Origin of the sequence: Roseomonas sp. OT10 (assembly GCF_020991085.1) — a bacterium.
Taxonomy (GTDB): Bacteria; Pseudomonadota; Alphaproteobacteria; order Acetobacterales; family Acetobacteraceae; genus Roseomonas; species Roseomonas cutis.
Genome location: NZ_CP087719.1, coordinates 1,682,335 through 1,707,740, shown reverse-complemented (window position 1 = coordinate 1,707,740; position 25,406 = coordinate 1,682,335). Strand labels below are relative to the sequence as shown.

Sequence of the window (25,406 nt, the reverse complement as noted above, 5' to 3'; positions counted from 1 at the left end):
CGCGATCAGCCCTGCGACGGCGGCAGGAGCCGCGCCAGCGCCCGCAGCCCCACCGTGACGGCGGAGAGATCGGGCACCAGGGCCGCCTCCCGCACCGTGCGCAGCGCCTCCGCCGCGCCCGGCCCGCCGGACGGGTCCTGATCCGCCAGCAGTGCCCCGGCCAGCCGGGCCTGGGCGGCGTCCAGCTCGTCCAGCAGGGCGGCCCGCGCCCGGCTGCCGAAGGCTCCCGTGACCGGAGCCGCCTGGGCGGCGTGGCGCAGCGCCTCCAGCCCGAACTGCCGTCCCGCCTGGGTCCAGGCAGCGGCCGCCTCGGCGGGTGCCGCGCTGGCCACGGCGGCCAGCCGCAGCACGCCCACCGCCGGCAGCAGCCCGGGCGCGGCGGCGGCGAGCCGTGCCGGCCCCTCCGGCAGGTCCCGGGCGGGTTCCGCCGCGGCCGCCTCCACCAGCGCGTCGACGCCGGGGCGAAGCCGCTCCAGCGCCTCGGCCAGGGAGAGGCCGGCCTCCGCGCCCCCGGCGATGCCGCGCGCGGCGGCCTCCTGCAACCGCCGCAGCGCCAGCAGCGCGTCGCGCCGCACGGGCCAGGGCGCCGGGGCGGAGTCGATCGCCCGCGCCGCCGGGTCGATGCCGAACAGCGCATCCGCCAGCCAGGCCGCGCGCGCCACGGCGGGCAGCTCTGCCTCGGCCGCCAGCCGCGCGAGCCCGGCGGGGCCGATCCGGTTGGCGACGGAATTGGCCAGCACCGTCGCGACCAGCTCCCGGCGCAGGCGGTGACGGCCGATCTGTTCGCCGAAACGCTCGCGCAGCGGGGTGGGGAAGTAGTCGAGCAGCAGCGCCTCCAGCGCCGGTTCGTCCGGCAGGCCGCTCTCCCCGATGGCGTCGTTCAGCCACAGCTTGGCCACGGGCAGCAGGGCCGCGATCTCCGGCCGGGTCAGCGCCTCGCCCGCCGCGATGCGCTCCGCCATGGCCTCGGCCGAAGGCAGGCCGATCACGGCCCGGTCCATCAGCCCGGCGGCCTCCAGCCGGGTCATCAGCGCCGCCTGGGCGGGCAGCGCCTCCGCCCCCGCCGCCTGCTCCAGGCTGACGGCGAGGCCCTGCTCCGTGTTGTCCAGCAGCACCAGCGCGCCGACCTCGCCGGTCATCTCCGCCAGCAGGTCGTCGCGCTGGCGCCGGGTCAGCAGCCCAGAGGCGGTCACGTCGGCCAGCAGGATCTTGATGTTCACCTCGTGGTCGGAGGTGCTGACGCCCGCCGAGTTGTCCAGCGCATCGGTGTTCAGCCGCACGCCGCGCCGCGCCGCCTCGATCCGCCCGGCCTGGGTGACGGCGAGGTTGGCCCCCTCCCCGATCACCTTCGCCCGGACCTCCGCGCCGTCGATCCGCAGCGCGTCGTTGGCCCGGTCGCCTGCCTCCGCCTGGGATTCGGTCGAGGCCTTCAGATAGGTCCCGATGCCGCCGAAATAGAGCAGGTCGACGTCGAGCTTCAGGATGGCGCGCATCACCGTCGCCGGGTCGGGGCGCTCCGCCGCGATCCCCAGCAGGGCGCGGGCCTCGGGCGAGAGCGGCACGGTCTTGGCGTTGCGCGGGAAGACGCCGCCGCCGGCGCTGATCCTCGCCCGGTCGTAGTCGTCCCAGGAGGAGCGCGGCAGGGCGAAGAGCCGCGCGCGCTCCTCGTAGGAGGCGGCCGGGTCGGGATCGGGGTCGAGGAAGATGTGGCGGTGGTCGAAGGCCGCGACCAGCTTCGTCTGCCGCGAGACCAGCAGCCCGTTGCCGAAGACGTCGCCGCTCATGTCGCCCACGCCGGCGCAGGTGAAGGGCTCCGCCTGGATGTCGTGCCCCATCTCGCGGAAATGCCGCGCGACCATCACCCAGGCGCCCTTGGCGGTGATGCCCATCGCCTTGTGGTCGTAGCCCTGGCTGCCGCCCGAGGCGAAGGCATCGCCCAGCCAGAAGCCGTATTCCGCCGAGAGCCCGTTGGCGATGTCGGAGAAGGTGGCCGTGCCCTTGTCCGCCGCCGCAACGATGTAGGGGTCGTCGCCGTCGCGCCGGACCACGCGCTCGGGCGGCACCACCTCCTGGCCGCGCAGGTTGTCGGTGACATCCAGCATGCCGCGCACGAGCTGGCGGTAGGCCGCCTGGCCGGTGGCGAGGAAGCCCTCCCGGTCCGTCGGCACGGCCCCCTTCAGCACGAAGCCGCCCTTGGCGCCGGTGGGGACGATGATGACGTTCTTCAGCCGCTGCGCCTTCATCAGCCCCAGGATCTCCGTGCGGAAATCCTCGCGCCGGTCGGACCAGCGGATGCCGCCGCGCGCCACGGGGCCGGCGCGCAGGTGGCAGCCCTCCATGCTGACGGCGTGCACGAAGATCTCGCGCCAGGGGCGCGGTGCCGGCATCTCGCCTGCGGCGGCGCTGTCGATCTTCAGCACCAGCCGGTCATGGCCCTGGTGGAAGTTGGTGCGCAGCACGGCGTCGAGCAGCGTCCGCAGCCGCGTCAGGATGCGGTCCGCCTCCGCATCCGTGTTCGCCTCCAGCAGCGAATCCCATTCCGCCGAGAGTTGCGCCTCGCGCGCCGCGTCGCGCGGCCGGTCGGGGTCGAAGCGCGCCTGGAACAGGTCCAGCAGCAGTTGCGCCGCCCGCGGCTGGGCGCAGAGCGCCGCCGCGATGGCTTCGGGCGCGAAGGCGAAGCCCACCTGCTTCAGCCAGCGCGCCATGGCCCGCAGCAGCCAGCATTCGCGCCAGTCGAGCCCGGCGCGCAGCACCAGCCGGTCGAAGCCGTCCGCCTCCGCACGGCCGTCGAGCAGCGCGTCCAGCGCCTCCAGCAGCGCGGGGAAGCGGTGCTCCGGCGCCTCCGCCCCCGCCTCCAGCCCGAAGACGTGCAGCACCACCGGATCGGCGCCCTCGGGCGCGAGACGGTGCGGATTCTCCTCGATGGCCCGCAGGTCCAGCGCCTCGAACAGCGGCAGCATGTCCGCCAGCGGCAGCGGCCCGCCGGGATTGGCCAGGCGCAGCATCAGGCGTCGCGCCCCCTCGCCCGGGGCGCGCGACAGGTGGGCGGCGGGGCGGCCGGAGGCGAGCGCCGCCTCGGCCAGTTGCAGGTCCGCCACGGCGCGGGAGGCCGTCGCCTCCTCGCGATAGGCGGCCGGGAAGGCGCCGCCCCAGCGGGCGAGCAGCCGCGCCGCCTCCGCCTCTCCCGCGCCGCGCGACAGGGCGTCGGAGAGCCGGTCGGCGAAGGGGCGCGCGGCCTGCACCACCGCCGCCTCCAGCGCGTCCACCTCCACCTCGGGCAGGGCGCCGGGGGTGGTGCCGATGACGTAGTGGATGCGCGCCAGCGGCCCGTCGCCCAGCGCGATGTAGAAGGCGGAGAGCCGCCCGGCATAGGCGCCGGCCACCAGCCGCCCGACCCGCTCGCGCAGGCGGGTGTCGAAGGTATCGCGTGGCAGCCAAGCGATGGCGGAGACGAAGCGCTCGAAGGGGTCGGGCCGGACGTAGAGCGCCGGGCGGGGGCGGAGCTGGAGGTCCACGGCGCGGCGGGCGCCGGCCAGGATCTCCGCCTCGCTCGCCTGGAACAGCTCGTCGCGCGGCCAGGTGTCGAGGATGTGGCGGAAGGCGCGCTCGTCGTGGCTGTCGGGCGCGGCGCCGGTCATCTCCAGCACCCGCTTCACCTTGGAGGCGAGCCAGGGGATGAAGCGCGGGTTGCGGTTGTAGGCATCCGCCGCGAACAGCCCGAGGAAGGCGCGCACGGCCACGACCTTGCCGCCCTCGAAGATCTTCGTCGCCACCACGTCGCAATGCGACGGGCGGTGGACGCGGGTGCGGAGGTTGGCCTTGGCCACCGTCATCGCCACCGGCTCGGCCAGCGCGCCGCGCACCCCGGGCGCGACGGCCGAGAGGTCGCGCAGCGCGTCGAAGACAGGGATCGAGGCGTCGCGCAGCAGCCCAAGCCCCTCACCCGCGCGCAGCGGGTCGAGGTCGAGCCGGCGATGGCCGAGCAGGACGAAGTTGCCCTCCACCAGCCAGCGCAGGAACTCGGCGGCCTCCGCCCCGTCCGGCGCCGCCGCCACTTCGCGCTCCGCCTCGCGCAGGCGTTCCAGCATGGCGGGGAAGTCGTCCACGGCGAGGCGGACCTCAGCCATGGCGCGGGTCAGCGCCTCCTCCACCGCCGCCCAGTCCGAGGCGGGGACGACGCCCGCGCCCAGCAGCCGCGCCGGGGCGGGGGCGATCTCGATGCGCATCATGCTCTCGGGGGCGCCCTCCCCGGCGGGGGTCAGGCCCAGCAGCCTCCCCTCCGCGTCCCGCCGCGTGGCCACCACGGGGTGCAGCAGGCGGCGCACCGTCCGGCCGGTCAGGGTCAGGGCGGCCATGGCGCTGTCCACGAGGAAGGGCATGTCCTCGGTGACGATCTCGGCCACCGCCGCCGCGCTGCCCTGGCCGGGCGGGTGGAGGCGGACGCTGGCGGCACCCGGCCGGTGCGCGGCGGCCAGGTCCCAGAGCGAGGCGGCGGCCTGGGCGATCGCCTCGGGCGGCTCGGCGGCCAGCTCGGCCGTGGGGAGGGCGTCGAACAGCGCGTGCAGCAGCGCGACGGCGTCCGCCGGCAGGGCCGGGGCGAGGCGCCGCAGCTCCCCGGCGGCGTCGCGAAGCACCTCCCGGCGCAGGCTGTCGGCTGGCGGCGGGGCGAGGTCCTGTGGCATGGCAGCGTTCCGCGTTTCCCTGCCACAGGGTATCGGCCGGTCCGGGGCGGGGGCGCAAGCGCGGGCCGGTGACATCCCCGAAATCCCCTGCCCCGCCTGCTGACGTGCCCCGCGCCCTCGGCTAGCCTCGCCCCGCCATGGCCCTGACCCTCGCCGACCTGCTCGCGCCCATCACGCCCGAGCGCTTCTTCGCCGAGTTCTACGACAGGCAACCGCTGCACATCCGCGGCGGGGCGGCGAAATTCGCCCAGGTGCTGTCCTGGCGCGGCATCGACCGCCTGCTGGACCAGACCCACATCTGGTCCAGCCAGTCGCTGAAGCTGGTGCTGGACGGCAACGCCGTGCCGCCCGACGCCTACTGCACCCGCGCCACCGGCCGGGACGGCCAGCCGGTGCAGCAGCCGGATTCGCGCAAGGTGCGGGACTGGGTCGCCCGGGGCACCTCCGTCGTGATGAACGACGTGGACAGCCTCACCCCCGGCCTGGCCGCCGTGAGCAACGCGCTGGAGGAGGCGGGGCTGGGGAAGGCCCAGGCCAACGTCTACATCTCCTTCCGCAGCCACAAGGCCTTCCCGGCCCATTTCGACACGCACGACGTCTGGGCTGTGCAGGTCGAGGGCGAGAAGGACTGGAACATCTGGTCCGGCCGCGCCGAATGGCCGATCGCCCACCCCGCCTTCCGCAACCTCGGCCAGGCGCATCACGAGCAGGCCAAGGGCGCGCTGCGCGAGAAGGTGAAGGTGAAGGCGGGCGACCTGCTCTACCTGCCGCGCGGCTGGTACCACGACGCGCTGGCCGAGGCGGACGCCTCCGTCCACGTCGCCTATGGCGTCAGCCCGCCGATGGGGCTGGACCTGCTCTCCATGCTGTTCGAGCGCGCCATCCAGGACCCGCTGTTCCGCCAGCCCCTGCCCCGCCAGGACGGCACGCCGGCGACGCAGTTCGCCCTCACCACCCGCGCCGGGCAGATCGGCCAGCGCCTCGCGGAGTTCTGCCGCGAGCCCAAGGTGCTGGAGACGCTGGGCCGGCTGGTCGCCGAGCACCGCTACCACCGCGGCGGCAACGACCTGCTCGCCGCCCGTGGCCTCGCCGCCCCGCGCGAGGCGGCGGCCGCGTCCGGGGGCGAGGAGCCCGGCTTCCGCGTGGTGGCGGAGGGGGCGAAGCCCGTGCGGCGCGGCGCCGAATGGCTGCTGAAGGGCGCGAACGGCAACCTGCCGCTCAGCCCGCCCGAGGCGGAGGCCGCCGGCTGGGTCCTCGCCCGCCGCGACGTGGACGAGGCGGGGCTGCGCGCCGCCCATCCCGCCGTGGACGCCCCGGCCCTGCTCCGCCGGCTGGCCGAGGCCGGGCTGCTGGCCGCGGCATGAGACCCCTGCTCCAGGCGGCGCCGCTCCTCTCCCTGCTCCTGCTCCCGTCCTGGACGGCCCTGGCGCAGGCGCCGACCCGCGCCTTCAACTGCGTCGGCGTCGAGGATCTGGAGGAGGATGTCTTCGCCGTCCCCTTCGCCGCCGGCAGCACCCAGGTGACGGAGGCGGCGCGCAGCATCCTCGCCGCGGCAGCGGAGCGCATCCGGGCCGAGCCGGACCGCAACATCTGCATCCTGGGCCATGCCGACCGGGAGGGCGGCCAGTCCACCAAGCTGCGCCTCGCCGCCGGGCGCGCCCGCTCCGTGGTCGAGGCACTGGTCGGGCGCTATCGCGTCGAGCGCGACCGGATGCGGTCCGAGGCGCGGGTCGCCGGATTCAGCCGCCGGACCGGCACGCCGGAGACCCGCAGCGCGCGGATCGTGATCTTGCCACCGCAGCCCCCGGTGCCGGAACGCGGCCCGCCCCGCACGCCGCCGGCACGGCCCGAGGCGCCGCCGGCCCCGGCGCGCGAACCGGTACAGCCGCCGCCGTCGCAGGCTCCCGCCTCTCCCGTGCCCGACGCTCCCCCGCGGGACGCGCCGGAGCGCGGCCGGCCCGAGGCGCCGCCGGCCCAGCCCACCTCACCGCCGGCGGCGCCCGCCCCGGCCACGCCACCGTCGGCGCCCACGAACAACGCTCCGCCCGACGCTCCACCGGCGGACGCCGCCCGCACACCCCCGGCATCGACCGCGCCGGCTCAGGAACCGCCGCCGGTGCGGCCGCAGCCCGAGGCCGGGTCACAGGCCGCGCCGCCGCGCCAGACGGAGCCCTGACCGGGACGGCATCCCGAGGGTGCCCCCGGGCCGATCCGGCCTCGCCCCCTGGCCGCTCCACGGGGGACCCGGGGCTGGCGATCAGGCCGCCGCCGGCAGCGCCCGGGCCGTCGCGTCCGCCTTCGCCAGATCCTCGACGAAGCGCTCGTATTCCCGTGCCTTGCCCGCCTCGTCCGGGATGCGCAGCAGGTAGGAGGGATGGACGGTGGCGAAGAAGGGCCGTCCGTCCGGCCCGCGCAGCAGCGACCCGCGCACCTTCGTCACCGGCATGGCGCGCCCCGAGACGGCCCGCAGCGCGGTCGCGCCCAGCGCCACCACCAGCCGCGGCGACACCAGGTCGATCTCCCGTTGCAGGAAGGGGCGATAGTAGGTGATGTCCCCCGCATCCGGCGTCTGGTGCAGCCGCCGCTTGCCCGTGGGCGTGAACTTGAAGTGCTTCACCGCATTGGTGACATAGGCTTGGTCGCGGCCGATGCCGGCCTCCGCCATCGCCCGGTCGAACAGGCGGCCGGCCGGGCCGACGAAGGGGCGGCCCTTGAGGTCCTCCTCGTCGCCCGGCTGCTCGCCGACGAACATCAGCGGCGCCCCGACCGGCCCCTCGCCGAAGACCATCTGGGTGGCGTTGGCGGTCCAGGGCGGCAGGTCGTTGCGGCCGGCCAGCTCGCGCCCGAGCGCCTCCAGCGCGGCGGTCTTCTCGGGCAGGGTCACGGCGACGGCGTCTGACATGGCGATGGTTCCAACGCGCGACGGGTGCGCGAGGTGCAGCGGGCGTTGCCGCCGCGCTGCCGGTTCGGTGGCACCGCGCTCCACCATCGCCGCCACCCGCGCCGGGGCGGCGGCGATCAGCGTGGGGATGTCCCGCGCCTCCGGCAGGTTGCGCCAGTACCTTTTCGGCATCTCGGCGCGCATCGCCTCCGGCTTCAGCCGGGCCGGGTTGAAGATGGAGGCGAAGTAGGCGCGCCACAGCTCCTCCGCGGCATCCTCCGCCGGCGCGTCGGCGCGGTGCGCCCCGGGACCGAGGCGAAGCTCCTCCCCATCCCAGTGGGCGCTCGCCTCGGGAGTCAGGATGGACCAGCGCATGGCCGCGAAGCGGCGGCGGAAGAAGCCCGCCTCGGCCTCCAGGATGTGGTGCTGCGGCTCGAACCAGGCGACGTAGCGAACCGGTTCGCCCGCCTCGCCCGGCACTTCGCGGAAGCGGACGAAGGCGTGCATCTTGTGCGCGTCGCGGCGTACGGCGCGGGCCATGGCCTCGGCGCGGGAGACGTCCGGATCGCTCGCCACCTCCAGCAGCGCCCGCTCGTCCTGCAGCCGGGCGAGCAGGCGGTGCAGCAGGGCGAAGCGCTGCGGATCGCGATGGCGCACCACCAGCTCCGCCAGTTCCAGGAAGGCGCGAGGCACACGCGGCAGCGCCGAACCGGCGGGCGGTTCGGGGGGCGGCGGCCCGCCGAAGAGGGGGGCAGGATCGCCGGGGACCCGCCAGGCGACCTCCTCCGGCGCGATCCCGGCCATCACCAGCCGGCGCGTGGCCGCCCGCCAGCCGGCGAAGTCGGCGGGACCGTCGAGCGCCACGCTATGCACGCATGGCCTCCGGCGCGAAGAGCGGCAACTGCGTCGGCCGCGCCGGCTGCGCCACCCCCTCCCCGAAGCCGGAAGCCGGCGCGAGCAGCGCCCGCAGGTCGCCGCGGTCCAGCAGCCCGGCCCGGGGGCGATGGCCGGCCGCCAGCAGGAAGGGCGCGACCTTGCGCAGCGGCACGCGCAGCCGGGCCAGATCCTCCAGCCGCAGGGTCCGGTGCCGGCGCGCCGCCACGATCCGCTCCACCGTCTTCGCGCCCAGGCCAGGGACGCGCAGCAACAGCTCGCGGTCGGCGCGGTTCAGGTCCACCGGGAAGCGGTGGCGATGGCGCAGCGCCCAGGAGAGCTTGGGGTCGATGTCGAGCTCGAGCATCCCCGCCGCGCCATCCTCCGGCCCGCCGGCCACGATCTCCCCGGCGCCGAAGCCGTAGAAGCGCATCAGCCAGTCCGCCTGGTACAGCCGGTGCTCCCGCACCAGGGGCGGCGCCACCGGCGGCAGGGCGGCGGAGGCATCGGGGATAGGCGAATAGGCGGAGTAGTACACCCGCCTGAGCCGGTAGGAGCCGTAGAGCCCGGCCGAGGTCGCCAGCACCTGCGCGTCGTTGGAGGCATCGGCGCCGACGATCATCTGGGTGGACTGCCCGGCCGGGGCGAAGCGCGGCGGCGCGGCGCGGGAGGGGGCGGCCCTGGCCGCCTCCGCCTCGTCCAGGCGCAGGCGCAGCCGGCCCATGGCGCGGCGGATCGACCCTGCCTCCTTCTCCGGCGCCAGGGCGGCGAGGCTCTCCGCGCGCGGCAGTTCGATGTTGATGGAGAGCCGGTCGGCATGCGTCCCCGCCTCGGCCAGCAGGGCCGGGTCGGCGTCGGGGATGGTCTTGAGGTGGATGTAGCCCTTGAAGCCATGGGTCAGGCGCAGCTCCCGCGCCACGCGGACGATCTGCTCCATCGTGTAGTCGGGCGAGCGGATGATGCCGGAGGAGAGGAACAGCCCCTCGATGTAGTTGCGCCGGTAGAAGTCGAGCGTCAGCCCGACCAGCTCCTCCACCGTGAAGCGGGCGCGCGGCACGTTGGAGGCGGCGCGGTTGATGCAGTAGGCGCAGTCATAGACGCAGGCATTGGTCAGCAGCACCTTGAGCAGCGAGATGCAGCGCCCGTCGGGGGCATAGGCGTGGCAGATGCCCATGCCCTCCGTGCTGCCCAGCCCGCCATCCAGGCTGTCGCGCTTCTCCGTGCCGGAGGAGGCGCAGGAGGCGTCGTACTTCGCCGCATCGGCCAGGATCTCCAGCTTGCGGCGCAGGTCCATGCGGGTTCCAGGCATGTTCGTTCATATTATGTTCCTTGCTGGTCCCGCAACGGCCCGATCCCCGAAATTCCTGGCGGCGTTTCGGCACGAAGGTGTAACGTCCTGCCCTGGACCCTCGGGGACGCGACCATGTCCGCCGCCATGGATGCTGCCGCCAGGCCGTTGCCGGAGGCGCCCGGCCTGCCCGTCCTGGCCGGCGATCCGACCGCCCTCATGCCCGTCGTGCTGCAGCGCCTGACCCAGCCCCTGGAGAACGGGCTGGAGACCGAGCTGCCGAAGCTGATCGACGTGCTGGAGCGCTACCGCCGGGCGGGGCTGAGCACCAGCCCGCTGCGCCTCGCGGCCCTGGCCGCCGTGCTGGGCGGGCAAGAGAAGGTGGACCTCGCGGCGCTGCAATCCATCCGGCAGCAGCTCGCCCTGGACCTCTGGAGCGCCGAGAAGGGGATGACGGGCTGGCTGGTCCGGCAGACGGATGGCGGGGCGCCGGTGCCGTTGGTGCTGCTCGGCGTGCTCAGCTCCACCCTCCTGACCCTGCTCTGCTTCGGGCTGGTGCAGGCGTTCCTCATGCCGTCCGGCACCCTGCCCGTCGCCGATGCGGGGTCGATCGTCGTCATGTCGAAGCTGGATGTCGTCCCGCTGTTCGCCTCGGCGGTGCTGGGGGCCAATGCCAGCATCGTGACGCGGATGGAGCAGTTCGGCGCGCTGTCCTCCTATCACCCCTTCATCCTGACGGCGAACGCCTTCTTCAAGCCCGTGGTCGCGCTGATCTTCGCGCTCATCGTCTACTCGGTGCTGAAATCCGGCTTCATCACGCTCAGCGGCGTCAGCGACTACTTCCGCGACACGCCGAGCAACCGCTACGTCATCTGGGTGCTGGGCTTCCTCTGCGGCTTCAGCGAACGCCTCGCCTCGGACATCGTGTCGCGGGCCGAGACCATCGTGAGCGGCGTCACGGCCCCCGCCGCGCGCTAGCCGCCCGGCTGGCCCTGGGAGGTGCGCCTCGTCGACGCGCCGACGCTGGCCTCTCCCGCGTGCCGCGCCAGCCAGCCCTTCGGGCCGGTTCCCATCCTGGAGGAGGATGGCGCGGGTCCCGAGGGACCGCACCGGGCGGCGGACGCGGCGGCCCCCTCCGCCGCACGCCGTCAGCCCCGCGCGGCGACCTCGCGCGCCGCGGTGCCCAGCCCGGCCGCGACCAGCAGCCCGCCACCGATGCGCCGCATCAGCCCCATGGCCCGGGGGCTGCGCGCCACCCGGCGGGCCCGCGAGGCGGCGAGCGCATAGGCCAGCGCGTTCGCGAAGGCGAGGAGCAGGAAGGTCGCCTCCAGGACCACGATCTGGGTGCCGAGGCTCCCGGCCGGATCGAGGAACTGCGGCAGGAAGGCCACGAAGAAGGTGATGCTCTTCGGGTTCAGCGCGGTGACCAGCCAGGCATGGCCGAACATCCGCCGTGCCGAGGCCGGGCCGCGCGCCACGCCCGGCCCGGTGCTGCCGCCGACCCGCCAGAGCGCCACGCCGAGCCAGACGAGATAGGCCGCCCCGGCCCATTTCAGCGCGGTGAACACCGCGGCCGAGGTCGCGAGCAGGGCGCCAAGCCCCAGCACCGAGACGGTCATGGCGGTGAAGTCGCCCAGGGCCACGCCCGCCGCCATGGGAAGGGCGGTGCGCCAGCCCTGCCCCAGCGCGTAGGAGACGACCAGCAGCACCGTCGGCCCGGGGATGGCCAGCATCACGGAGGAGGCAGCGGCGAAGGCCAGCCAGGTCTCGAAGGTCATGGTCGCGGACTCCCTCCCGGATGCCATGAGGCCAGGGCCGCCCACGCGGCGGACCCTCCGTCCGGATGATGCGGCGCCCTGGCCCGCCCGGATAGGCTGGCCCCGCCCGACAGGCCACCGGGCCAAGCCGAGGACGTCGCCGCATGCGCATTCCCATCCGCTACGACAGCTTCCTGATCTCCAACGGCCGGAAGGGCGCCGAGCGGGCCGTGGTCGGGCGCGGCCTGCACCACACCGTCTTCCGCGACGCCGCCGACCGCGAGGTCTCCGCGCACGACCACCACATCGCCGGCCTCACCGGCATGGACCCGGGCGACGTGGCGACCTTCCGGGCCGTGGCGATGGAATGCCAGGTGCTTTTCGTGGTCCGCTGCCCCGGCGTCTCCACCGGCCGCTTCGCGACGCTGGGCATCCCCGTCACGGGCAAGCCGGAGGAGGAGAAGGAGGGGCTGAAGGTCGGCAACGACCTCGTCCGGCGCGGCAACGGCCAGTTGATCGTCGGCGACTACGACCTGATGTCCGTCTGGCTGGCCGAGGGCGGTCGCTACGAGCGGCTGGAATTCACCCGCGACGGCCCGGGCCATGCCGCGCGCTGGACGAACCTGGACGCCGAGCGCCTGTTCGACCGGCTGAACCGCGACCTGAACATCCCCGTCGAGCACGGTGCCAACGATGACTGGAAGACGGCGAACGCGACCTGCCGCGAGATCCGGCAGGGGGCCGTGGTGGGCCGCCGCCGCTTCGTCGCCTTCGCCGAAGGCGGCGGCTACCGCCTGCTGCCCGACCCCGGCGCCCTGAAGCGCTACTATGCCGACGTGCTGAAGGCCGGCTGGCCCTACGCCTGATTCCCGCAGGCACCGGAAGGGGGGCGGCAGGGTGCGGCGGGCGCCCGGCCATCCTACATTGCGGCGCAGCACGACAGGCAGGAGTCCCGAGTCATGTCCGACCGCAAGATCTACTTCGTCTGGGGCGGCATCTTCACCGCCCCCGACTGGGCGACGCTCGAGCCGCAGACGGAGGAGTGCTACGGCCCCTTCCACGATGCGCAGGTCGCCGAGCGCGTGTGGAACGAAAAGGCGCGGCGCAACATCGACATCGCCACCCACCGGCTCTTCGTCCTGGCGGTGGATCGTCCCGGCGGCCAGGCGAGGACCGCCTGACCGGCCGCGCCTGACGCCAGGTCAGCGCCCTGGCGCCGGCGGTCGGGCCGCCATACCGGGCGTCATGCCGAAGGCCGCCCGGAAGGCGGCGCCGAACGCCGCGGTGGAGGCGTATCCCACCGCGGCCGCCGCCCGCGCCGGGGGCAGGCCGCCGGCCAGCAGCGCGCCGGCCTCGGTCAGCCGCAGCGCCTGGCGCCAGGCGGCGAAGGACAGCCCCGTCTCGCGACGGAACAGCCGCGACAGGGTACGCGGGCTGGCCCCGACCAGCGCCGACCACTCCTCCAGCCCCTCCTCCCGCCCCGGCCGCTCCCGCAGCAGGGCGGCCAGCCGCCGCAGCCGCGGGTCGCGCGGCTCGGGCAGGCCGAAGGGCAGCCGCGGGGCGTGCCGGATCTCGTCCAGGATCAGCGCCGCCAGATGCGGGCCGCGCCCGCGCTCCGCCCATTCCACCGGCTCGGCGCAGGTCGCGAGGATCAGCTCGCGCAGCAGCGGCGAGACGCCGAGGACCTGGGGGCGCTGCGGCCCCGCCCCGGCGGCATCGGCGCGGAGGAACAGGGCCCGCATCGCCACCTCCCCCTGCATCCGCAGCGCATGCGGCGTCCCGCCCGGCACCCAGAGCGCCAGCCCCGCCGGCAGGACGAAGCTGGCCCCCGCCGTCGCGATCCGCATCACCCCGCGCAGCCCGTAGAGCAGCTGCACCCGGGCATGGTGATGCCAGCCGGTTTCCGCGCCGTCCGGATAATCCCGGGCGAAGCCGGCCAGCGGCCGGTCCACGGCATCCTGGGGAAGGCCCTCGCGCAGGGGCGCGACGGCCACGGGGGGAAAGGCTTGGCCGGTTGGCGACATGATCTGGCCGGACAGCGACGGACGGCCAGTCCTATCCTGACGGCCGAGGAGACGCCATGCCCACCGATCCCGCCACCCGCCAGGTGTGGTTCATCAACGCCGCCCACCTGCTCTGCCACTACATGCTGCTGATCCTGGCCACGGCCGTGCTGGGCATGGTGGCGCAGCAACCGGGGGTGTTCGGCGCGGAGTACGGGCCGGTCCTGGCGCTGGGGACGGCGATGTTCGTGCTCTACGGCGCGGGCTCCCTGCCGATGGGCTGGCTGCAGGACCGCTTCGGCCGGCACGCGCTGATGCTGGCCTACTTCTTCGGCACGGGCCTCTGCCTGGTGGCGGCCGGGCTGACCGGCGGGCCCTGGAGCCTCGCCTTCGCCCTGGCCTGCGCGGGCGCCTTCAACGCCATCTACCACCCGATCGGCACGGCCATGCTGGTCGAGGCGGCGGGCGAGCGCGTCGGCCGCGCCGTCGGCAACAACGGCGTCTTCGGCAATCTCGGCGTGGCCCTGGCGCCGGTGGCCACCGCCCTGATCGTCACGCAGGCCGGCTGGCGCTGGGCCTTCATCCTGCCCGGCCTCGCCTGCCTGGCGATGGGGGTGATGTATGCGCGCGAGCCCGCCTTCGACCACGGCGCCGCCGCCCGCCGCGCCCGCCCCTTCCCCACCATCCCGCCCCGGATCGTGCGGCAGGCCGTGCTGTCGCTGATGCTGGTGGCCGCCGCCTCCGGCTTCGTCTTCAACGCCTTCACGCTGCTGCTGCCGAAGCTGATGCAGGAGCGGCTGGCGAGCTCGCCTTCGCTGCTGCCGGTGGTGGGGATGCTGGCCTTCCTGGCCACCCTCTGCGGCGGGCTGACGCAGTTCAGCGTGGGCCGGATGATCGACCGCACCACGCTGCGCCGCGCCTTCCTGCCGCTGGCGCTGCTGCTGGTGCCGACCCTGCTCGCGCTGTCCTTCCTCCAGGGCTGGATCGTGCTGCCCGTGGCCGGGCTGGCGGCCGCCGCCATCTTCGGCCAGGTCACGGTGAACGAGACGATGACGGCGCGCTACATCGCCCCGCCACTCCGCGCCAAGCTGTACTCCATCCGCTTCTTCGTGGGCTTCGTCGGCGCCGCGGCCGCCTCGCCGCTGATCGGCTGGCTGCACGATTCCACCGGCAACCTGTCCCTGGCCATGATGGTGCTGGCGGCCTCCGGGCTGGTCACGCTCGGCTGCGCGCTGCTCTTCCCCGACCGGCCCGAAGAGCTGCGGCCCGAACTCTGGCAGGCGGTGCCGGAGCGCGGCATCGTGGCCGCCCCGGCGGCGGAATAGCGGCACGGCCGCTGCCACTAGGCCGGGTCCTCATACCGACGGCAGGATGACCTGACCGGTCGTGCCGTCGTGTTCGGGCGGCAGACCGGGAGGGGACGCCGTCCCCTCCCGGACCCTCCCCTGCCGGGGCCACAAGCGGGCCCCGGTCCCCGCTGGGAGTTTGGTGCTTCCGGTAGGCTTCAGCCTCCGGGCTGAACCCAGGGAGCGCGCGGACAGGCGGGACTCCGAAAAAGGTTCAGAGCGCGTCAGCGAGAACGGACACCGTACCCGCCGAGGAGCATGGCTCCTCGGCGCATCGACCCCGTGTCAGGCTGTCCCGCGGCAGCGCTGATCGGGTCCAGGGCCCGCAGGGTCCTGGCGGAGTGGGGGTATCGGGGGCGAGGCAGAGCCTTGCCCCCGGGCCACGGGCGCACCCCGCACCGGCACGGATCAAGGCATCCCGCCGTCCGTATCAGGCCGTCCGCTTGCGCAGGAACTGCGCCCGCTCCGACTCCCGGTCGATATGCCGCGCCACCCGGTCCCAGACGGCGGCCGCCGGGGTGCCGCCCTCCGCCGCACGGCGTACCAGGATGCGCGCCATCGGGCCGATATGCGGGGCCAGGGCGGCCCGCACTGCCTCCAGCTCCACCTCAGTGGCGGGTGGGGCGCCGGGAACCGCCGGCACCGCGGTGGCGGCGGCCGCCGGCCCGGCCGCCGTACCGCCCGTCCGCCCCGTGCCGGTCTGCCGCCCCACCAGCGATGCCGCGCCCATCCCGCCCGACAGGCGCTGCGTCGCCTCGGCGCGGAAGCGCCGGCGCTCCTCGGGCTGGACGATGCTCTCCGCCAGCGCCTCGCACAGCCCCTCCAGGCTGTCGGCCCGGCGGATCGCGGAACGGACGAGCATCGGCGCGATCGGACCAACGTAGTTCGCGAGGGAGCGCTCGATCCCGCTGATCGCCGCCCGGTCCACCAGGCCCGAGCCCAGCAGCGCGGTGAGGCCGGCGCCCGAGGCCGCGGGCTCCGCCGCCGCGCCGCCCGGCGCGGGCGGGGGCAGGTCGGGGCTCCACAGCACGGTATGATCGTCGCCCGCCGCCAGGGGCGAGCCCGACACCGCGCCGCGCAGCGCCGCCGCCATCTCGGCGGCGGAGGCGAAGCGCTCCTCCGGCCGCTTCGCCAGCGCGCGTGCCAGCACGGAGGGCAGGCCCGGCGCCAGGGCGGCCACGGGGGGCGGCAGGGGCGGCGGCTCGGCCTCCATCACGCGGCGGATCACCTCCACCACCGAGCCGCCGCCGAAGGCGCGGCCGCCGGTCAGCAGCTCGTGCAGCACGGCCGCGGCGGAGAAGAGGTCGGTGCGCCCGTCCACCGCCTCTCCCCGGCACTGCTCCGGCGACATGTAGGCGGGCGTGCCGACCATGTTGCCGAGCTGCGTCAGGCTGGAATCCCCGAAGCGGGCGATGCCGAAATCCGCGACCTTCACCCGCAGGTCCGGGAGGACGAGGATATTGGCCGGCTTGATGTCCCGGTGGACGATGCCGGCGGCATGGGCGCAGTCCAGCGCGTCGAGCACCTGCCCCAGGATCCGCGCCGCTTCGGCCAGGGTGAAGCGCCGCCCGGCCGACACGGCGGCCTGCAGGCTCATCCCTTCCACGAACTCCATTGCCAGGAAGGGGCGGCCCTCGTGCAGGCCGAAGTCGTGCACCGCGACGATGTTGGGATGGGAACAGCGGCCGGAGGCCCTGGCCTCCCGCCGGAAGCGGTCCAGGTACTCTGCGGCGTCCGCCCCTTCCAGCAGGGCGGCGGCGACCAGCTTGATGGCCAGCGTGCGGTCGATCTCCGGGTCGTGCGCCCGGTAGATCACGCCCATGGCGCCGCGGCCGACCAGGGCTTCCACGAGGTAGCGGCCGATCTGCCGCGGCTGGTCCGGTGTCATCGGGCCGCCATCCTGCGGCCCGCACGTTGCTGGAAGATGTCCGGCACCGCTGCGCTCAGCCTTCCTCGAGCATCTTCATCGCATTGGCCAGCGAGCGCCGCATCAGGTTGAAGCTGCGCGCCAGCGAGGCGATCTCGTCCTTCCCGGTGACCTGGTATTCCGGCATGTCCATCTCGCCCGCCGCCACCCGTTCGGCCATGCCGGTCATGCGCTGCACCGGCTTGATGATGAAGACGTGCAGCAGCAGGTTCAGCAGCAGCAGCACGGCCAGGAACACGGCGCCGAGGCTGGAGAGGAAGGCGATCAGGGTGGTGTTGGCGCGGTCCAGCGCCACGCGCATCGGCACGGACACGATCTGCGCCCCGATCACGTCGCCCAGCTGCCAGCCGAAGCCGTTGTTCGGCCCGTACAGGTCGATCATCGCCGCCGGCGCCGCGGACGGGGTGGAGTGGCAGGCAAGGCAGTTGCGGTCCGTCAGCCGGAAGGGCCGGGCGAAGGTCAGCACCGGGCCGGCCGGCGTCTCCCGCTCGCCGAAATGCTGCGCGAGCTGCTGGTCGCGCCGGAACAGGTTGATGATGTCCGCCTCCCAGTCCGTGGCGCGGTCCGCGGGGTTGGTCGGGTTCAGCGCCGCTTCCTTGTAGTCGTAGTCCGGGAAGCTCTTCTGCACCGTGCGGAAGACCGTCTGCGCGGACCAGGACGGGACGGTGTGCGGCAGGAAGCGCAGCTGCGACTGCTCGTTCAGCAGCGGCGCGACCTCGCCGGCGGTATAGCCGCGCACGGCGGTGGCCTGCAGCATCAGCAGCGTCGCCTCCTGCTGCACCTGGCGCCGTGCCGTCTCCTCGGCGATGCCGCGCGCGAAATAGGCGGCCAGGAGCAGCCCGACCAGCAGCGCCCCGACCATCACCAGGTTGAACTTGACCCTCAGCCCCATGGACCGTCCCCTCCCCGCCGCGGCCGCCCGCGGGCGGGCCCTGCGACACCTTCACCCCCGCCCCGCCCGCGTCCCGCCGCCCCGGGTCGGGGCGCGGCCGCGCTAGGTTCTGAACTCATAAAGCTTGCTGGTTGAGCGGGAGGCTGATTCAAGTCTCTGGGAAGGAGCCTTGGATGGCGAGGTACGATTTGAGCGAGGCGGAGTGGCGGTTGATTGAGGCGTTGCTGCCGAACAAGCCCCGCGGGGTGGCCCGGGTGGACGATCGTCGGGTGATCAACGGGATTTTCTATGTGCTGCGAACAGGCTCGCCATGGCGGGACCTGCCGAGCCGCTATGGTCCCTCCACCACGATCTACAATCGCTACAACCGGTGGGCGAAGGCCGGGGTCTGGCTGCGGGTCTTTGAGGCTCTGGCGGCAACATCGCCTCAATCCCTGCACCTGATCGACAGTTCCATCATCCGGGCCCACCAGCATGCCGCCGGTGGAAAAAAGGGGGCCCGGATCACGCCATCGGCCGTTCTCGTGGAGGACTGAGCACCAAGATCAACGTCCTGGTGAACCAGGATGGATTGCCGCTGCGGATCGTGCTCTCGGCTGGACAAGCCTCAGACAAGGCCGCCGTGGAGGCCCTGATCGACGGCCTGCCGCCCGCCCAAGCCCTTGTCGCTGACCGGGGCTATGACGCGCAGGCCATCCTCGATCTGGTTCGGGATCGCGGAGGCTGCGCCCATATCCCGACCCAGCGGGACCGGAAGATACAGCGCTCCGTCGATCCGACCCTCTACCGTCAACGCAATCAGGTCGAACGCTTCTTCTGCAAGCTCAAGCACTTCAGGCGCATCGCCACCCGCTTCGACAAGCTCGCGCGCAACTTCCTCGCCGCCATTCTCCTCGCCTCAACACGTCTGTGGCTCAAATCTTATGAGTCCACGACCTAGGACGCCTCGTCGACGAGGCGCGTCGCCTGCTCCGCCGTCAGCACGCCGGTCATCTCCGCCTTGAGCTCGAACTGGAAGCGCCGGATCGCGGCGCGGGTGCCCGGGCCGAAGCGTCCGTCCACCCGGTCGGCGTAGTAGCCGAGGCGCGCCAGCGCCGCCTGGACGCGGCGCCGGTCGGCTTCGGTCATCCGCCCCTCCTCCGGCATGGCGACAGCGGGAGGCGTGGCCGCAGCCGGCGGCAAGGTGGCCGGTGGCGGCACCGGGGCCGCCGCGACGGCGGGCTCCGGCGCGGCGGGCTCCGGCACGGGCGGGGCGGCGGCACTGGGCGCGGGCGCGTCCGGCGGCGGCAGGTCGAGCGGCGGGAGCGGCGATCCGGGCAGGCGCGCCGCCAGCAGCGTCGCCCCGGGCACCTCGCGGCGCAACGCCTCAACCAGCGCAGCCGGCGTCACCGCCGGCGCGGCGAGGCCGGTCCGCAGCGCGGCGGCCAGCGGGGTGGGGCCAGGCGCCGTGTCGTCGGCCGGCCGGGCCACGACCAACGCGACGCCCGAGGCGGCCGCCGCTTCGGCCAGGGCGGCGAAGGCCGGCAGGTCGGCCGGGCCGGCGGCGGGCACGACGTCGAAGGCGACGAACCCGGACCGCACCGCCCCGCGCGACAGCGCATCCGGCAGCAGCCGCGCGAGCAGCCCCTGCGTCAGCACGTCGGAATCCCGGGCAGGGTTGGCGGAGACCGGCAGCAGGAAGGCACGGCCGTTGAACTCCGATGCCCGGCCGCAGACATAGGCGACGCCGATCGAGCCCGGTTCGTCGCGCAACTTCCGCGCGAATCCGGCCATGGCCGCATCGGCCACGCTGCGCGTGGCGTCCAGCCGCTCCGTCACCTCGAAGCCCTGCCCGCGCAGCGCCGCGCCGACGGCCCGCGCCGAATCCGGGCAGGCCGGCACGGGCATGGGGCCGCCCGCAGCGGCGTAGGCGCCATTGCCGACAACCAGCGCGATGCGCAGCGGTTCCGCAAGGACGGGGCCCGCCGCCAGCAGCGTGGCGAGGCACCCGAGGCCGGCTGCCGCGCCGATCCGGCCGAAGGCGGCGCGCGCGGGCTGGGCGATGGCCATGGTCGTCGGTCCGGCTATGAGGGAGCGGCTTCGCGAAAGCGACCATACTACCATGGCGTGTCCTGCGGCGCGAGGGCGCGGCGGCGCAACTGGCCCCTCCGGCAAGGCTACCGCGTCTGCCGCGACACGACGGCGAGCGCGGCGGCGCTGACGCTGACCTGGCCGAGGACCTGGGTCAGGTCGCGGATGAAGCCCCAGGTCTCGAAGGGACTCGGGTCCTGCGGGATCACCACCAGGGAGCCCGGCGGCACGGGCGGCCCGCCCGCCTGCCAGGCGCCGAGCCCAGCCGGCACCGACTGGCCGTTGGGCAGCACCACGAAGCCACGGCCGGAATCGGCGAAGCGCTGCTCCCCCCCGGCGGCCCGCACGTAATCCGCCGCCTTGCCGCCGGTGATGAACTGCAGGCTGCCGGGGTTCAACACCGCGCCCACGACGGTGACCTCGTTCGGCCGCTTCGGCACAGCGATCAGGTCCCCCGGCTCCAGCAGCACGTCCAGCTCCGGCCGGGCGGCCAGGATCACCGGGTTCGCCTCCACCACCATCCGCCCGGCGGCGCGCGCCTCGCGCAACGCGCCCGCCAGCTCGCGCCCGGCGGTGATGGCGCCGCCCAGGTCGCCGCTCGCCCGGCTGCCCGCCACGGCCTGCCCGGCCGCGACCTGGATCAGGCTGGTCTCCAGCTCCCGCGCCGTGCGGGCGAAGCCGTCCTGCTGCCGCTGCCGCACGCTCTCGCGGGTGAAGACGGCGCCGTAGGGATAGGCCTGCGGCGTCAGCCCGCCGGCGCGGGCGATCAGCTCCGACAGCTTCTCGCCGCGCCGGATGTCGTAGGTGCCGGGGCGGATGAACTCGCCCATCAGCGTCACCGGCCCCAGGTCGCGGTCGCCGAAGCCGCGCGGCACCCGCACCGCGTCGCGCGGCGACAGGCGCACGGCAGCGAAGTTGCGCGACCGCAGGTCGAGCTGCACGCGGGTCAGCGGGATGGCCCCCGCCTGCTCCAGCGGCTCCCGCGCGAACTCCACCGCGGAGAGGTCGGCCGTGTCGCCCGCGCCGCCGGCCGCGGCCATCACCTGGTCCAGCCCGGTATCCTCGAGGATCGGATAGAGGCCCGGCATGCCGACCTCGCCGGTCAGCAGCACGGCCTGCCCCACCAGGAAGGGCAGCAGCGCCGGCTGGTCGAGGAAGATCTGCGGGCAGGGCGGGTTGCCCAGGTCGGGAAAGCCCGCCCCCCGGGCATGGGCGAAGCGCAGCGGGCTGGCGCGCGCCGCCACCGCCAGCCCCTGCAGGGCCGGGCAGTCCGTGGGGGGCGGGACCGCCAGCACGGCGGGCGCCACGCCGGCGGGGCCGGGCGGCGCGGCCACGGGCAGGACGGCGGGGGCCGGGACCTCGCCACGCAAGGCCCGCTGCACCGGCGGCGAAGCGAGCCACTGCACATCCGCCTGGGAGAGGATCAGGACCTCGTCCGACTCGCGCAGCGGCATGTCGGACTGCCCCTGCAACACGCGGCCGAGGTCGAAGCCCAGGAAGCGGCGCACGCGCGTCGCCGGGTCGATCCGCCATACGACCCCGAGCCGGACATAGGGGTCGGGCCGCACCAGCCGGGAATCCGACAGGAGCTGCCGCAGCGAGAAGCCGGCCCGCCCCCGGCCGCCACCGGCGGAGCGCAGGACCGGCGCGGCCACGTGCCCCGCCAGCCGCAGCGCATTCGCCGCCACGTCGGCGCCCGGCTGCACCAGCACGGCGTCGCCCCGGCGCAGCGGCGCCGCCGGGGCGATCTCGGCGAAGGCGCGGCGGCCGCCGGCATCCGTGCCCTGCAGCAGGAAGCGGTTCCCGGCGGGGCGCAACGTCTCCCCGGCCAGGCGCAGCGCATGGGCCAGCGGCGCCACCGCGGCGCCGGCCGGAAGCTCGTAGATGGCGGGCCGCGTCACGTCCCCCGCCACCGCGACGACCCCGCCCAGCGCCGGCACCAGCACGCGGTCGCCCTCGCGCAGCGACAGGTCGGGCGCCGGCCCGATCCCCGCGATCAGCGGATAGAGGTCGACCACCCGGCCGCCGCGCGGCCCCTCGACCCGGATGGCGCGGAGCGAGCCCGTGCGCCGCACCCCGCCCGCCGCGTTCAGCGCGTCGAGCAGGCTGGACAGCGCCGGCAGCGCGACCAGCCCGGGCCGGGTCACCTCGCCCGCGACGACGATGCCGACCTGCCGCGTCTGCGCAATGGAGACGAAGGCCTCCGACCCCCCCAGCTCCCGCGCCACCCGCGCCTCGACCTCCGCGCGCAGCTCGCGCAGGGTGCGGCCGGCGGCCACGAAGGGCTGCAGGTCGGGCAGCAGCAGCAGCCCGTCCCGCCCGACCTTCAGGGTGTAGGATTGCCGGGCACGGCCACGCAGGGCGATCAGCACCTCGTCGTCGCGCCCCAGCACGTAGTCGTCGGGCAGCGCCCCGGCGGTCAGCGGCGCGGCGCCGGGTGCGACGGCGGCATGGAACTGGAACAGGTCGTAGCCGAACTGGCGCAGCGGCGGCTGCTGTTCGGGCAGGCGGTTCGCGAAGAAGGTCTCCGTATTGGACAGGGGCTCCACCGCCGCCGGGACCGGGGCGGAGATGCCGGCGGCAGGCGCGCCGGGCAGAGCCAGGGGCACCGCCGGCACGGGAGCGGCCAGCGGCGGCGGCGGCATGCGGCCCGCCGCGGCATCGAGGATGCGTTGCAGGATCTCCTGCTGCGTCTGGGCCGGGAGGTTGGGCAGGGGCGCGCCGCCGGGCAGCACCGAGGGCAGCGAGGGGGGCGACAGCAGCGGCGACGGCGCGACGCCCGGCGCCTGGGCCTGTGCCGGCGACGACAGGAGGAGGCTTCCGGCGAGGACCGCCGACAGGACACGACGCAGCGCTGCGACCGCTTGACCCACCCCGCATCCCCCAGCCGGCAGGCCCCCGCCTGCCACAACCTGTCGTAGCGATATCGCCGCCTGACAGGGTGTTTCAGTTGTCTTAACACAGTCTCGAATGTTGCCCCAAGCCCATCGCCTCCTGCTCCTCACCGAGACCGTGTGCCGCCTGGGCCCTTCACCCGTCTTCCGGCTGGCACGCCACCGTGCCTCCCTGCGCCTCGGATGGGCCGCGCGGTCGCTGGCCGATGCCGCCATTCCCGCCGGCTCCTTCCTCGCCGCGCACCATCCGGGCAGGGCCCCCGCCGATCCGGGTCCGCTGGGCGTCGTCGCGGCCGGGCTTGCCGCCCCGGACTGCCATGGCGGCTTCGATCCCGCCGCGCCCGCCCTCTCGCTGGACCTCTTCGCCGCCGGCGACGTCCGCCCGGTCTGGGAAGCCAACCGCTGGGCGGAGCTGCCGCTGCTGGCCCAGGCGCACCGGCTGGAGCCGGAGGGCGGCCATCTCGCCAGGGCGGAGGCTTGGCTGCGGCGCTGGTGCCAGGCCAACCCCCCGTTCCGCGGCCCGAACTGGGCCTGCGGGCAGGAGGCCGCGTTGCGCCTGCTGCACCTGGCCCTGGCCTGGCGGCTGCTGGGCGGCGCGCCCCCCTCCTCCGGCCTGCGCGCCCTGGTCGCGCTGCACCGCCGCCGCATCGCCGCGACCCGGGCCTATGCCGCGGCCCAGGACAACAACCATGCGGTCAGCGAGCCGGCCGGGCTGCTGGCGGGCGCGCTGCTGCTGGGCGAGGACCCCGCCCCGGCCGCGGGCGAGGTGGCGGCGGCGCTCAGGCGGCTGGTCGCCCCGGATGGCGGGTTCGCCCAGCTCTCCACCGGCTATCACCGGTTGCTGCTGGACGTGCTCTCCGTCGTGGAATGGCTCCGCCGCGAGACCGGCGCGGCGCCCTTCCCCGCCCCTTTCGCCGACCGTGCCGCGGCCGCCACGCGCTGGCTCGCCCGGCTGGCCGCCCCGGGCAGCGGCGCGCTGCCGCGGCTGGGGCACCAGGACGGGTCACGCCTCGCCGACCTGTCCCTCGCCGGGGAAGCTTCGGCGCGCGGCAGCCTGGAACGGGCGGCGCGGCTCTTCCTTGGCGCCTCGGCGGGCTGGCCGGAGGATCCGGGCTGCGACTGGCTGGGCCTCCCGCCGGGGCCGCCGCTGGCCAGGGAGGCCCGCTGGACGGCCGCCGGCAGCACCGGCTGGTCCCTGGAAGACGCGCGCGCCCTGCTGCGCACCGGCCCGCTGCGCTTCCGGCCGGGGCATTCGGACCTGCTGCATCTCGACCTCTGGGACGGGCCGGTGAACCTGATCCGGGATGGGGGCACCCTGTCCTACAACCCGGCACCGGCTTCGCGCGCCCTGGCCGCGTGGATGGAGGATGCGGCCGGGCACAATGCCGTGCTGTTCGACGGGGCCGAACCGATGGCCCGCATCGGCCGCTTCCTGCGTGCCCGCTGGTCGCCATCCGGCCCGCTGCCGGCGGGCGGCTGGCGCCGGGACCGGGCCGGCAACCGGCACGAGCGCGAGATCGGTGCCGAGGGCCGGCGCTGGGTCGTCACGGACCGCCTCTCGGGCCGCTTCCGCCAGGCCAGCCTGTGCTGGCGCCTCGCGCCCGCGGCCTGGGACACGGTGCCGGGCGGCGTGGTCTCGCCCCTGGCACGCATCACCCTCGCCTCGGATGCTGCGCTGGAGGTGACCCTGGGCGAGGCGCCCGAGGCGGATCGCTACGGCCAGTGGCGGATGGTCCCGGCCCTGCACGCGCGCGTCGCGGGTCCTGCCGGCCGCATCGTCACCAGCATCGACCTGCCTCGCCGGACGCCGCCACCCGTGGTTGCGTAGTCCGGAACCCTGTCCGATGCTGTGCGCCTGTACCGGGCTCGGAATGGCATGCCGCTGGGACGTCTGCTGCGGGAGATCTGGCTGATCCGCCTCCCGGTCGCCGTCGCCGCCGCCCTGCTGCTGGCGGCCGGCGCCGCCCCCGTCCTGCTCGCCACGCGGCAATACGTGGCGAGCGCGGTGGTCGCGCCCGCGGAAACCACGGGCCTTGCCGCCTCCACGCTGATCCAGGCCAATGTCGTGCTCCAGGCCGGCGGCCTGCTCGACAACCGGCCCAGCGGTAACTTCGCGGTCTACCTGACCTCCTTGCGGGGGCCGGAGGCGGCGGCGATGCTGGCGCGCGACACGGGCCTCCTCCGCTGGCTCGGGGACCAGCGTGCCGCAGGGGTCCTCGGTGGGCTGCGGTCCCTGCTCGGGCTGCGGACGGAGGCGGATCGGGACGACCTGGAGCGCTGGCTGGACCGCAACCTCGCGGTGACGCAATCGCTCGCCACCGTCACCGTCTCGCTCGATCTGCCGCACCCGGACCGCGAGGTGGCGCTGGACACGCTGCGCCGGCTGCACGCCTTCGCCGAAGGCAAGGTGCGGGACGACCTCGCCGCGCTGACCGCCCGCCGCACCGCCGCGTTGCAGGAAAGGCTGGCTGCGGAACGCGACCTCTACCTGCGCACGCCACTCTACGAGCTGCTGGCGCAGCACCAGCGGGCGGCGCTGGTCATGCTCTCCGACACGGCCGTCGCGGCCCGCGTCGTCTCCGCGCCCAGCGTGGAGCTGTCGCCCTCGCTGCCGAACCGGCCGCTGCTGCTCGGCCTCGTGCTGCTGCTGGCGCCGCTGGCCAGCCTGCTGGGCGCCGCCTGCCTGATCCTGCTGCGCCAGCCCGTGCAGGAGCCGTCCCCCTGGCGCACCGCCGGGCTGGCCGGGGGAATGCCCGGCTACGGCGAGGCCTGGCGCAGCCCGGAGCGGTGAGC

Annotated in this window: 18 protein-coding genes; 9 read left to right on the top strand and 9 right to left on the bottom strand. The window is 74.8% G+C overall.

Annotation, left to right across the window (positions count from 1 at the left end; genetic code table 11):
- Positions 1 to 5: 5 nt before the first annotated feature.
- On the bottom strand, positions 6 to 4,682 hold the full coding sequence (locus LPC08_RS07830) for an NAD-glutamate dehydrogenase (RefSeq protein ID WP_230452141.1): 4,677 nt from the start codon (positions 4,680 to 4,682) through the stop codon (positions 6 to 8).
- Positions 4,683 to 4,819: 137 nt separating this feature from the next.
- On the opposite strand from LPC08_RS07830, the gene LPC08_RS07825 reads away from it, so the two are divergent.
- Both LPC08_RS07825 and LPC08_RS26195 read left to right on the top strand, forming a co-directional pair.
- Positions 4,820 to 6,046 (top strand): cupin domain-containing protein, encoded by a 1,227-nt coding sequence (locus LPC08_RS07825; RefSeq protein ID WP_230452140.1) that lies wholly within the window; start codon positions 4,820 to 4,822, stop codon positions 6,044 to 6,046.
- Entirely contained in the window at positions 6,043 to 6,858 is an 816-nt protein-coding gene (locus LPC08_RS26195; RefSeq protein ID WP_304622074.1) for an OmpA family protein, read from the top strand. The genes LPC08_RS07825 and LPC08_RS26195 overlap by 4 nt, the downstream gene beginning before the upstream one ends.
- Before the next feature lie 81 nt (positions 6,859 to 6,939).
- Here LPC08_RS26195 and LPC08_RS07815 read toward each other — a convergent pair whose 3' ends face one another.
- Positions 6,940 to 8,436 (bottom strand): UdgX family uracil-DNA binding protein, encoded by a 1,497-nt coding sequence (locus LPC08_RS07815; RefSeq protein ID WP_230452139.1) that lies wholly within the window; start codon positions 8,434 to 8,436, stop codon positions 6,940 to 6,942.
- Entirely contained in the window at positions 8,429 to 9,745 is a 1,317-nt protein-coding gene (locus LPC08_RS07810; RefSeq protein WP_230452138.1) for a putative DNA modification/repair radical SAM protein, read from the bottom strand. Before LPC08_RS07810 ends, LPC08_RS07815 begins: the two co-directional genes overlap by 8 nt.
- 114 nt (positions 9,746 to 9,859) lie before the next feature.
- Between LPC08_RS07810 and LPC08_RS07805 the strand changes: the two genes are divergently transcribed.
- Positions 9,860 to 10,702, top strand: a complete 843-nt coding sequence (locus tag LPC08_RS07805; RefSeq protein WP_230452137.1) for a hypothetical protein — start codon at positions 9,860 to 9,862, stop codon at positions 10,700 to 10,702.
- A 170-nt stretch (positions 10,703 to 10,872) separates the two neighbouring features.
- Here the strand turns inward: LPC08_RS07805 and LPC08_RS07800 are convergent, their stop codons facing one another.
- Positions 10,873 to 11,502 (bottom strand): LysE family translocator, encoded by a 630-nt coding sequence (locus LPC08_RS07800; RefSeq protein ID WP_230452136.1) that lies wholly within the window; start codon positions 11,500 to 11,502, stop codon positions 10,873 to 10,875.
- Between the two features lie 143 nt (positions 11,503 to 11,645).
- Here LPC08_RS07800 and LPC08_RS07795 point away from each other — a divergent pair, with 143 nt between their 5' ends.
- Complete coding sequence (locus LPC08_RS07795; protein WP_230452135.1) at positions 11,646 to 12,347, top strand: hypothetical protein; 702 nt, start codon at positions 11,646 to 11,648, stop codon at positions 12,345 to 12,347.
- A 93-nt stretch (positions 12,348 to 12,440) separates the two neighbouring features.
- Positions 12,441 to 12,662, top strand: a complete 222-nt coding sequence (locus tag LPC08_RS07790) for a DUF4170 domain-containing protein (protein WP_230452134.1) — start codon at positions 12,441 to 12,443, stop codon at positions 12,660 to 12,662.
- A 21-nt stretch (positions 12,663 to 12,683) separates the two neighbouring features.
- Here LPC08_RS07790 and LPC08_RS07785 read toward each other — a convergent pair whose 3' ends face one another.
- Positions 12,684 to 13,475 carry an AraC family transcriptional regulator gene (locus LPC08_RS07785; protein ID WP_230452133.1) on the bottom strand — a complete coding sequence of 264 codons (792 nt, stop codon included), beginning with the start codon at positions 13,473 to 13,475 and terminating at the stop codon, positions 12,684 to 12,686.
- Positions 13,476 to 13,561: 86 nt separating this feature from the next.
- Here LPC08_RS07785 and LPC08_RS07780 point away from each other — a divergent pair, with 86 nt between their 5' ends.
- On the top strand, positions 13,562 to 14,809 hold the full coding sequence (locus tag LPC08_RS07780) for an MFS transporter (protein WP_230452132.1): 1,248 nt from the start codon (positions 13,562 to 13,564) through the stop codon (positions 14,807 to 14,809).
- A 451-nt stretch (positions 14,810 to 15,260) separates the two neighbouring features.
- Here LPC08_RS07780 and LPC08_RS07775 read toward each other — a convergent pair whose 3' ends face one another.
- Both LPC08_RS07775 and LPC08_RS07770 read right to left on the bottom strand, forming a co-directional pair.
- Entirely contained in the window at positions 15,261 to 16,718 is a 1,458-nt protein-coding gene (locus tag LPC08_RS07775; RefSeq protein ID WP_230452131.1) for a serine/threonine-protein kinase, read from the bottom strand.
- 55 nt (positions 16,719 to 16,773) lie between these two features.
- Positions 16,774 to 17,649, bottom strand: coding sequence for a Tll0287-like and HAMP domain-containing protein (locus LPC08_RS07770; RefSeq protein WP_230452130.1), 876 nt, complete (start codon positions 17,647 to 17,649; stop codon positions 16,774 to 16,776).
- A 173-nt stretch (positions 17,650 to 17,822) separates the two neighbouring features.
- Between LPC08_RS07770 and LPC08_RS07765 the strand changes: the two genes are divergently transcribed.
- Positions 17,823 to 18,589, top strand: a protein-coding gene (locus LPC08_RS07765) for an IS5 family transposase (protein ID WP_230448576.1) whose coding sequence is annotated in 2 segments (ribosomal slippage) — positions 17,823 to 18,147 and positions 18,147 to 18,589 — 768 coding nt in all. Because the reading frame shifts where the segments join, the coding sequence is not laid out codon by codon here.
- On the opposite strand, the gene LPC08_RS07760 is transcribed toward LPC08_RS07765, so the two are convergent.
- Positions 18,586 to 19,698 (bottom strand): peptidoglycan-binding domain-containing protein, encoded by a 1,113-nt coding sequence (locus LPC08_RS07760; protein ID WP_230452129.1) that lies wholly within the window; start codon positions 19,696 to 19,698, stop codon positions 18,586 to 18,588. The two genes, LPC08_RS07765 and LPC08_RS07760, sit on opposite strands and share 4 nt — an antisense overlap.
- A 107-nt stretch (positions 19,699 to 19,805) precedes the next feature.
- Complete coding sequence (locus LPC08_RS07755) at positions 19,806 to 22,592, bottom strand: polysaccharide biosynthesis/export family protein (RefSeq protein ID WP_230452128.1); 2,787 nt, start codon at positions 22,590 to 22,592, stop codon at positions 19,806 to 19,808.
- 97 nt (positions 22,593 to 22,689) lie between these two features.
- Here LPC08_RS07755 and LPC08_RS07750 point away from each other — a divergent pair, with 97 nt between their 5' ends.
- Complete coding sequence (locus LPC08_RS07750; protein ID WP_230452127.1) at positions 22,690 to 24,441, top strand: heparinase II/III domain-containing protein; 1,752 nt, start codon at positions 22,690 to 22,692, stop codon at positions 24,439 to 24,441.
- A 48-nt stretch (positions 24,442 to 24,489) separates the two neighbouring features.
- On the top strand, positions 24,490 to 25,404 hold the full coding sequence (locus tag LPC08_RS07745) for a hypothetical protein (RefSeq protein WP_230452126.1): 915 nt from the start codon (positions 24,490 to 24,492) through the stop codon (positions 25,402 to 25,404).
- The last annotated feature ends 2 nt before the right edge of the window (positions 25,405 to 25,406 follow it).

Excerpts from the sequence above, each read along its gene's own strand:
- LPC08_RS26195 (WP_304622074.1), top strand. The coding sequence starts at position 6,043 with ATGAGACCCCTGCTCCAGGCGGCGCCGCTCCTCTCCCTGCTCCTGCTC.
- LPC08_RS07805 (WP_230452137.1), top strand. The coding sequence starts at position 9,860 with ATGTCCGCCGCCATGGATGCTGCCGCCAGGCCGTTGCCGGAGGCGCCC.
- LPC08_RS07795 (WP_230452135.1), top strand. The coding sequence starts at position 11,646 with ATGCGCATTCCCATCCGCTACGACAGCTTCCTGATCTCCAACGGCCGG.
- LPC08_RS07770 (WP_230452130.1), bottom strand. The coding sequence starts at position 17,649 with ATGGGGCTGAGGGTCAAGTTCAACCTGGTGATGGTCGGGGCGCTGCTG.
- LPC08_RS07775 (WP_230452131.1), bottom strand. The coding sequence starts at position 16,718 with ATGACACCGGACCAGCCGCGGCAGATCGGCCGCTACCTCGTGGAAGCC.
- LPC08_RS07750 (WP_230452127.1), top strand. The coding sequence starts at position 22,690 with ATGTTGCCCCAAGCCCATCGCCTCCTGCTCCTCACCGAGACCGTGTGC.
- LPC08_RS07790 (WP_230452134.1), top strand. The coding sequence starts at position 12,441 with ATGTCCGACCGCAAGATCTACTTCGTCTGGGGCGGCATCTTCACCGCC.
- LPC08_RS07830 (WP_230452141.1), bottom strand. The coding sequence starts at position 4,682 with ATGCCACAGGACCTCGCCCCGCCGCCAGCCGACAGCCTGCGCCGGGAG.
- LPC08_RS07800 (WP_230452136.1), bottom strand. The coding sequence starts at position 11,502 with ATGACCTTCGAGACCTGGCTGGCCTTCGCCGCTGCCTCCTCCGTGATG.
- LPC08_RS07780 (WP_230452132.1), top strand. The coding sequence starts at position 13,562 with ATGCCCACCGATCCCGCCACCCGCCAGGTGTGGTTCATCAACGCCGCC.
- LPC08_RS07760 (WP_230452129.1), bottom strand. The coding sequence starts at position 19,698 with ATGGCCATCGCCCAGCCCGCGCGCGCCGCCTTCGGCCGGATCGGCGCG.
- LPC08_RS07745 (WP_230452126.1), top strand. The coding sequence starts at position 24,490 with ATGCCGCTGGGACGTCTGCTGCGGGAGATCTGGCTGATCCGCCTCCCG.
- LPC08_RS07825 (WP_230452140.1), top strand. The coding sequence starts at position 4,820 with ATGGCCCTGACCCTCGCCGACCTGCTCGCGCCCATCACGCCCGAGCGC.
- LPC08_RS07810 (WP_230452138.1), bottom strand. The coding sequence starts at position 9,745 with ATGCCTGGAACCCGCATGGACCTGCGCCGCAAGCTGGAGATCCTGGCC.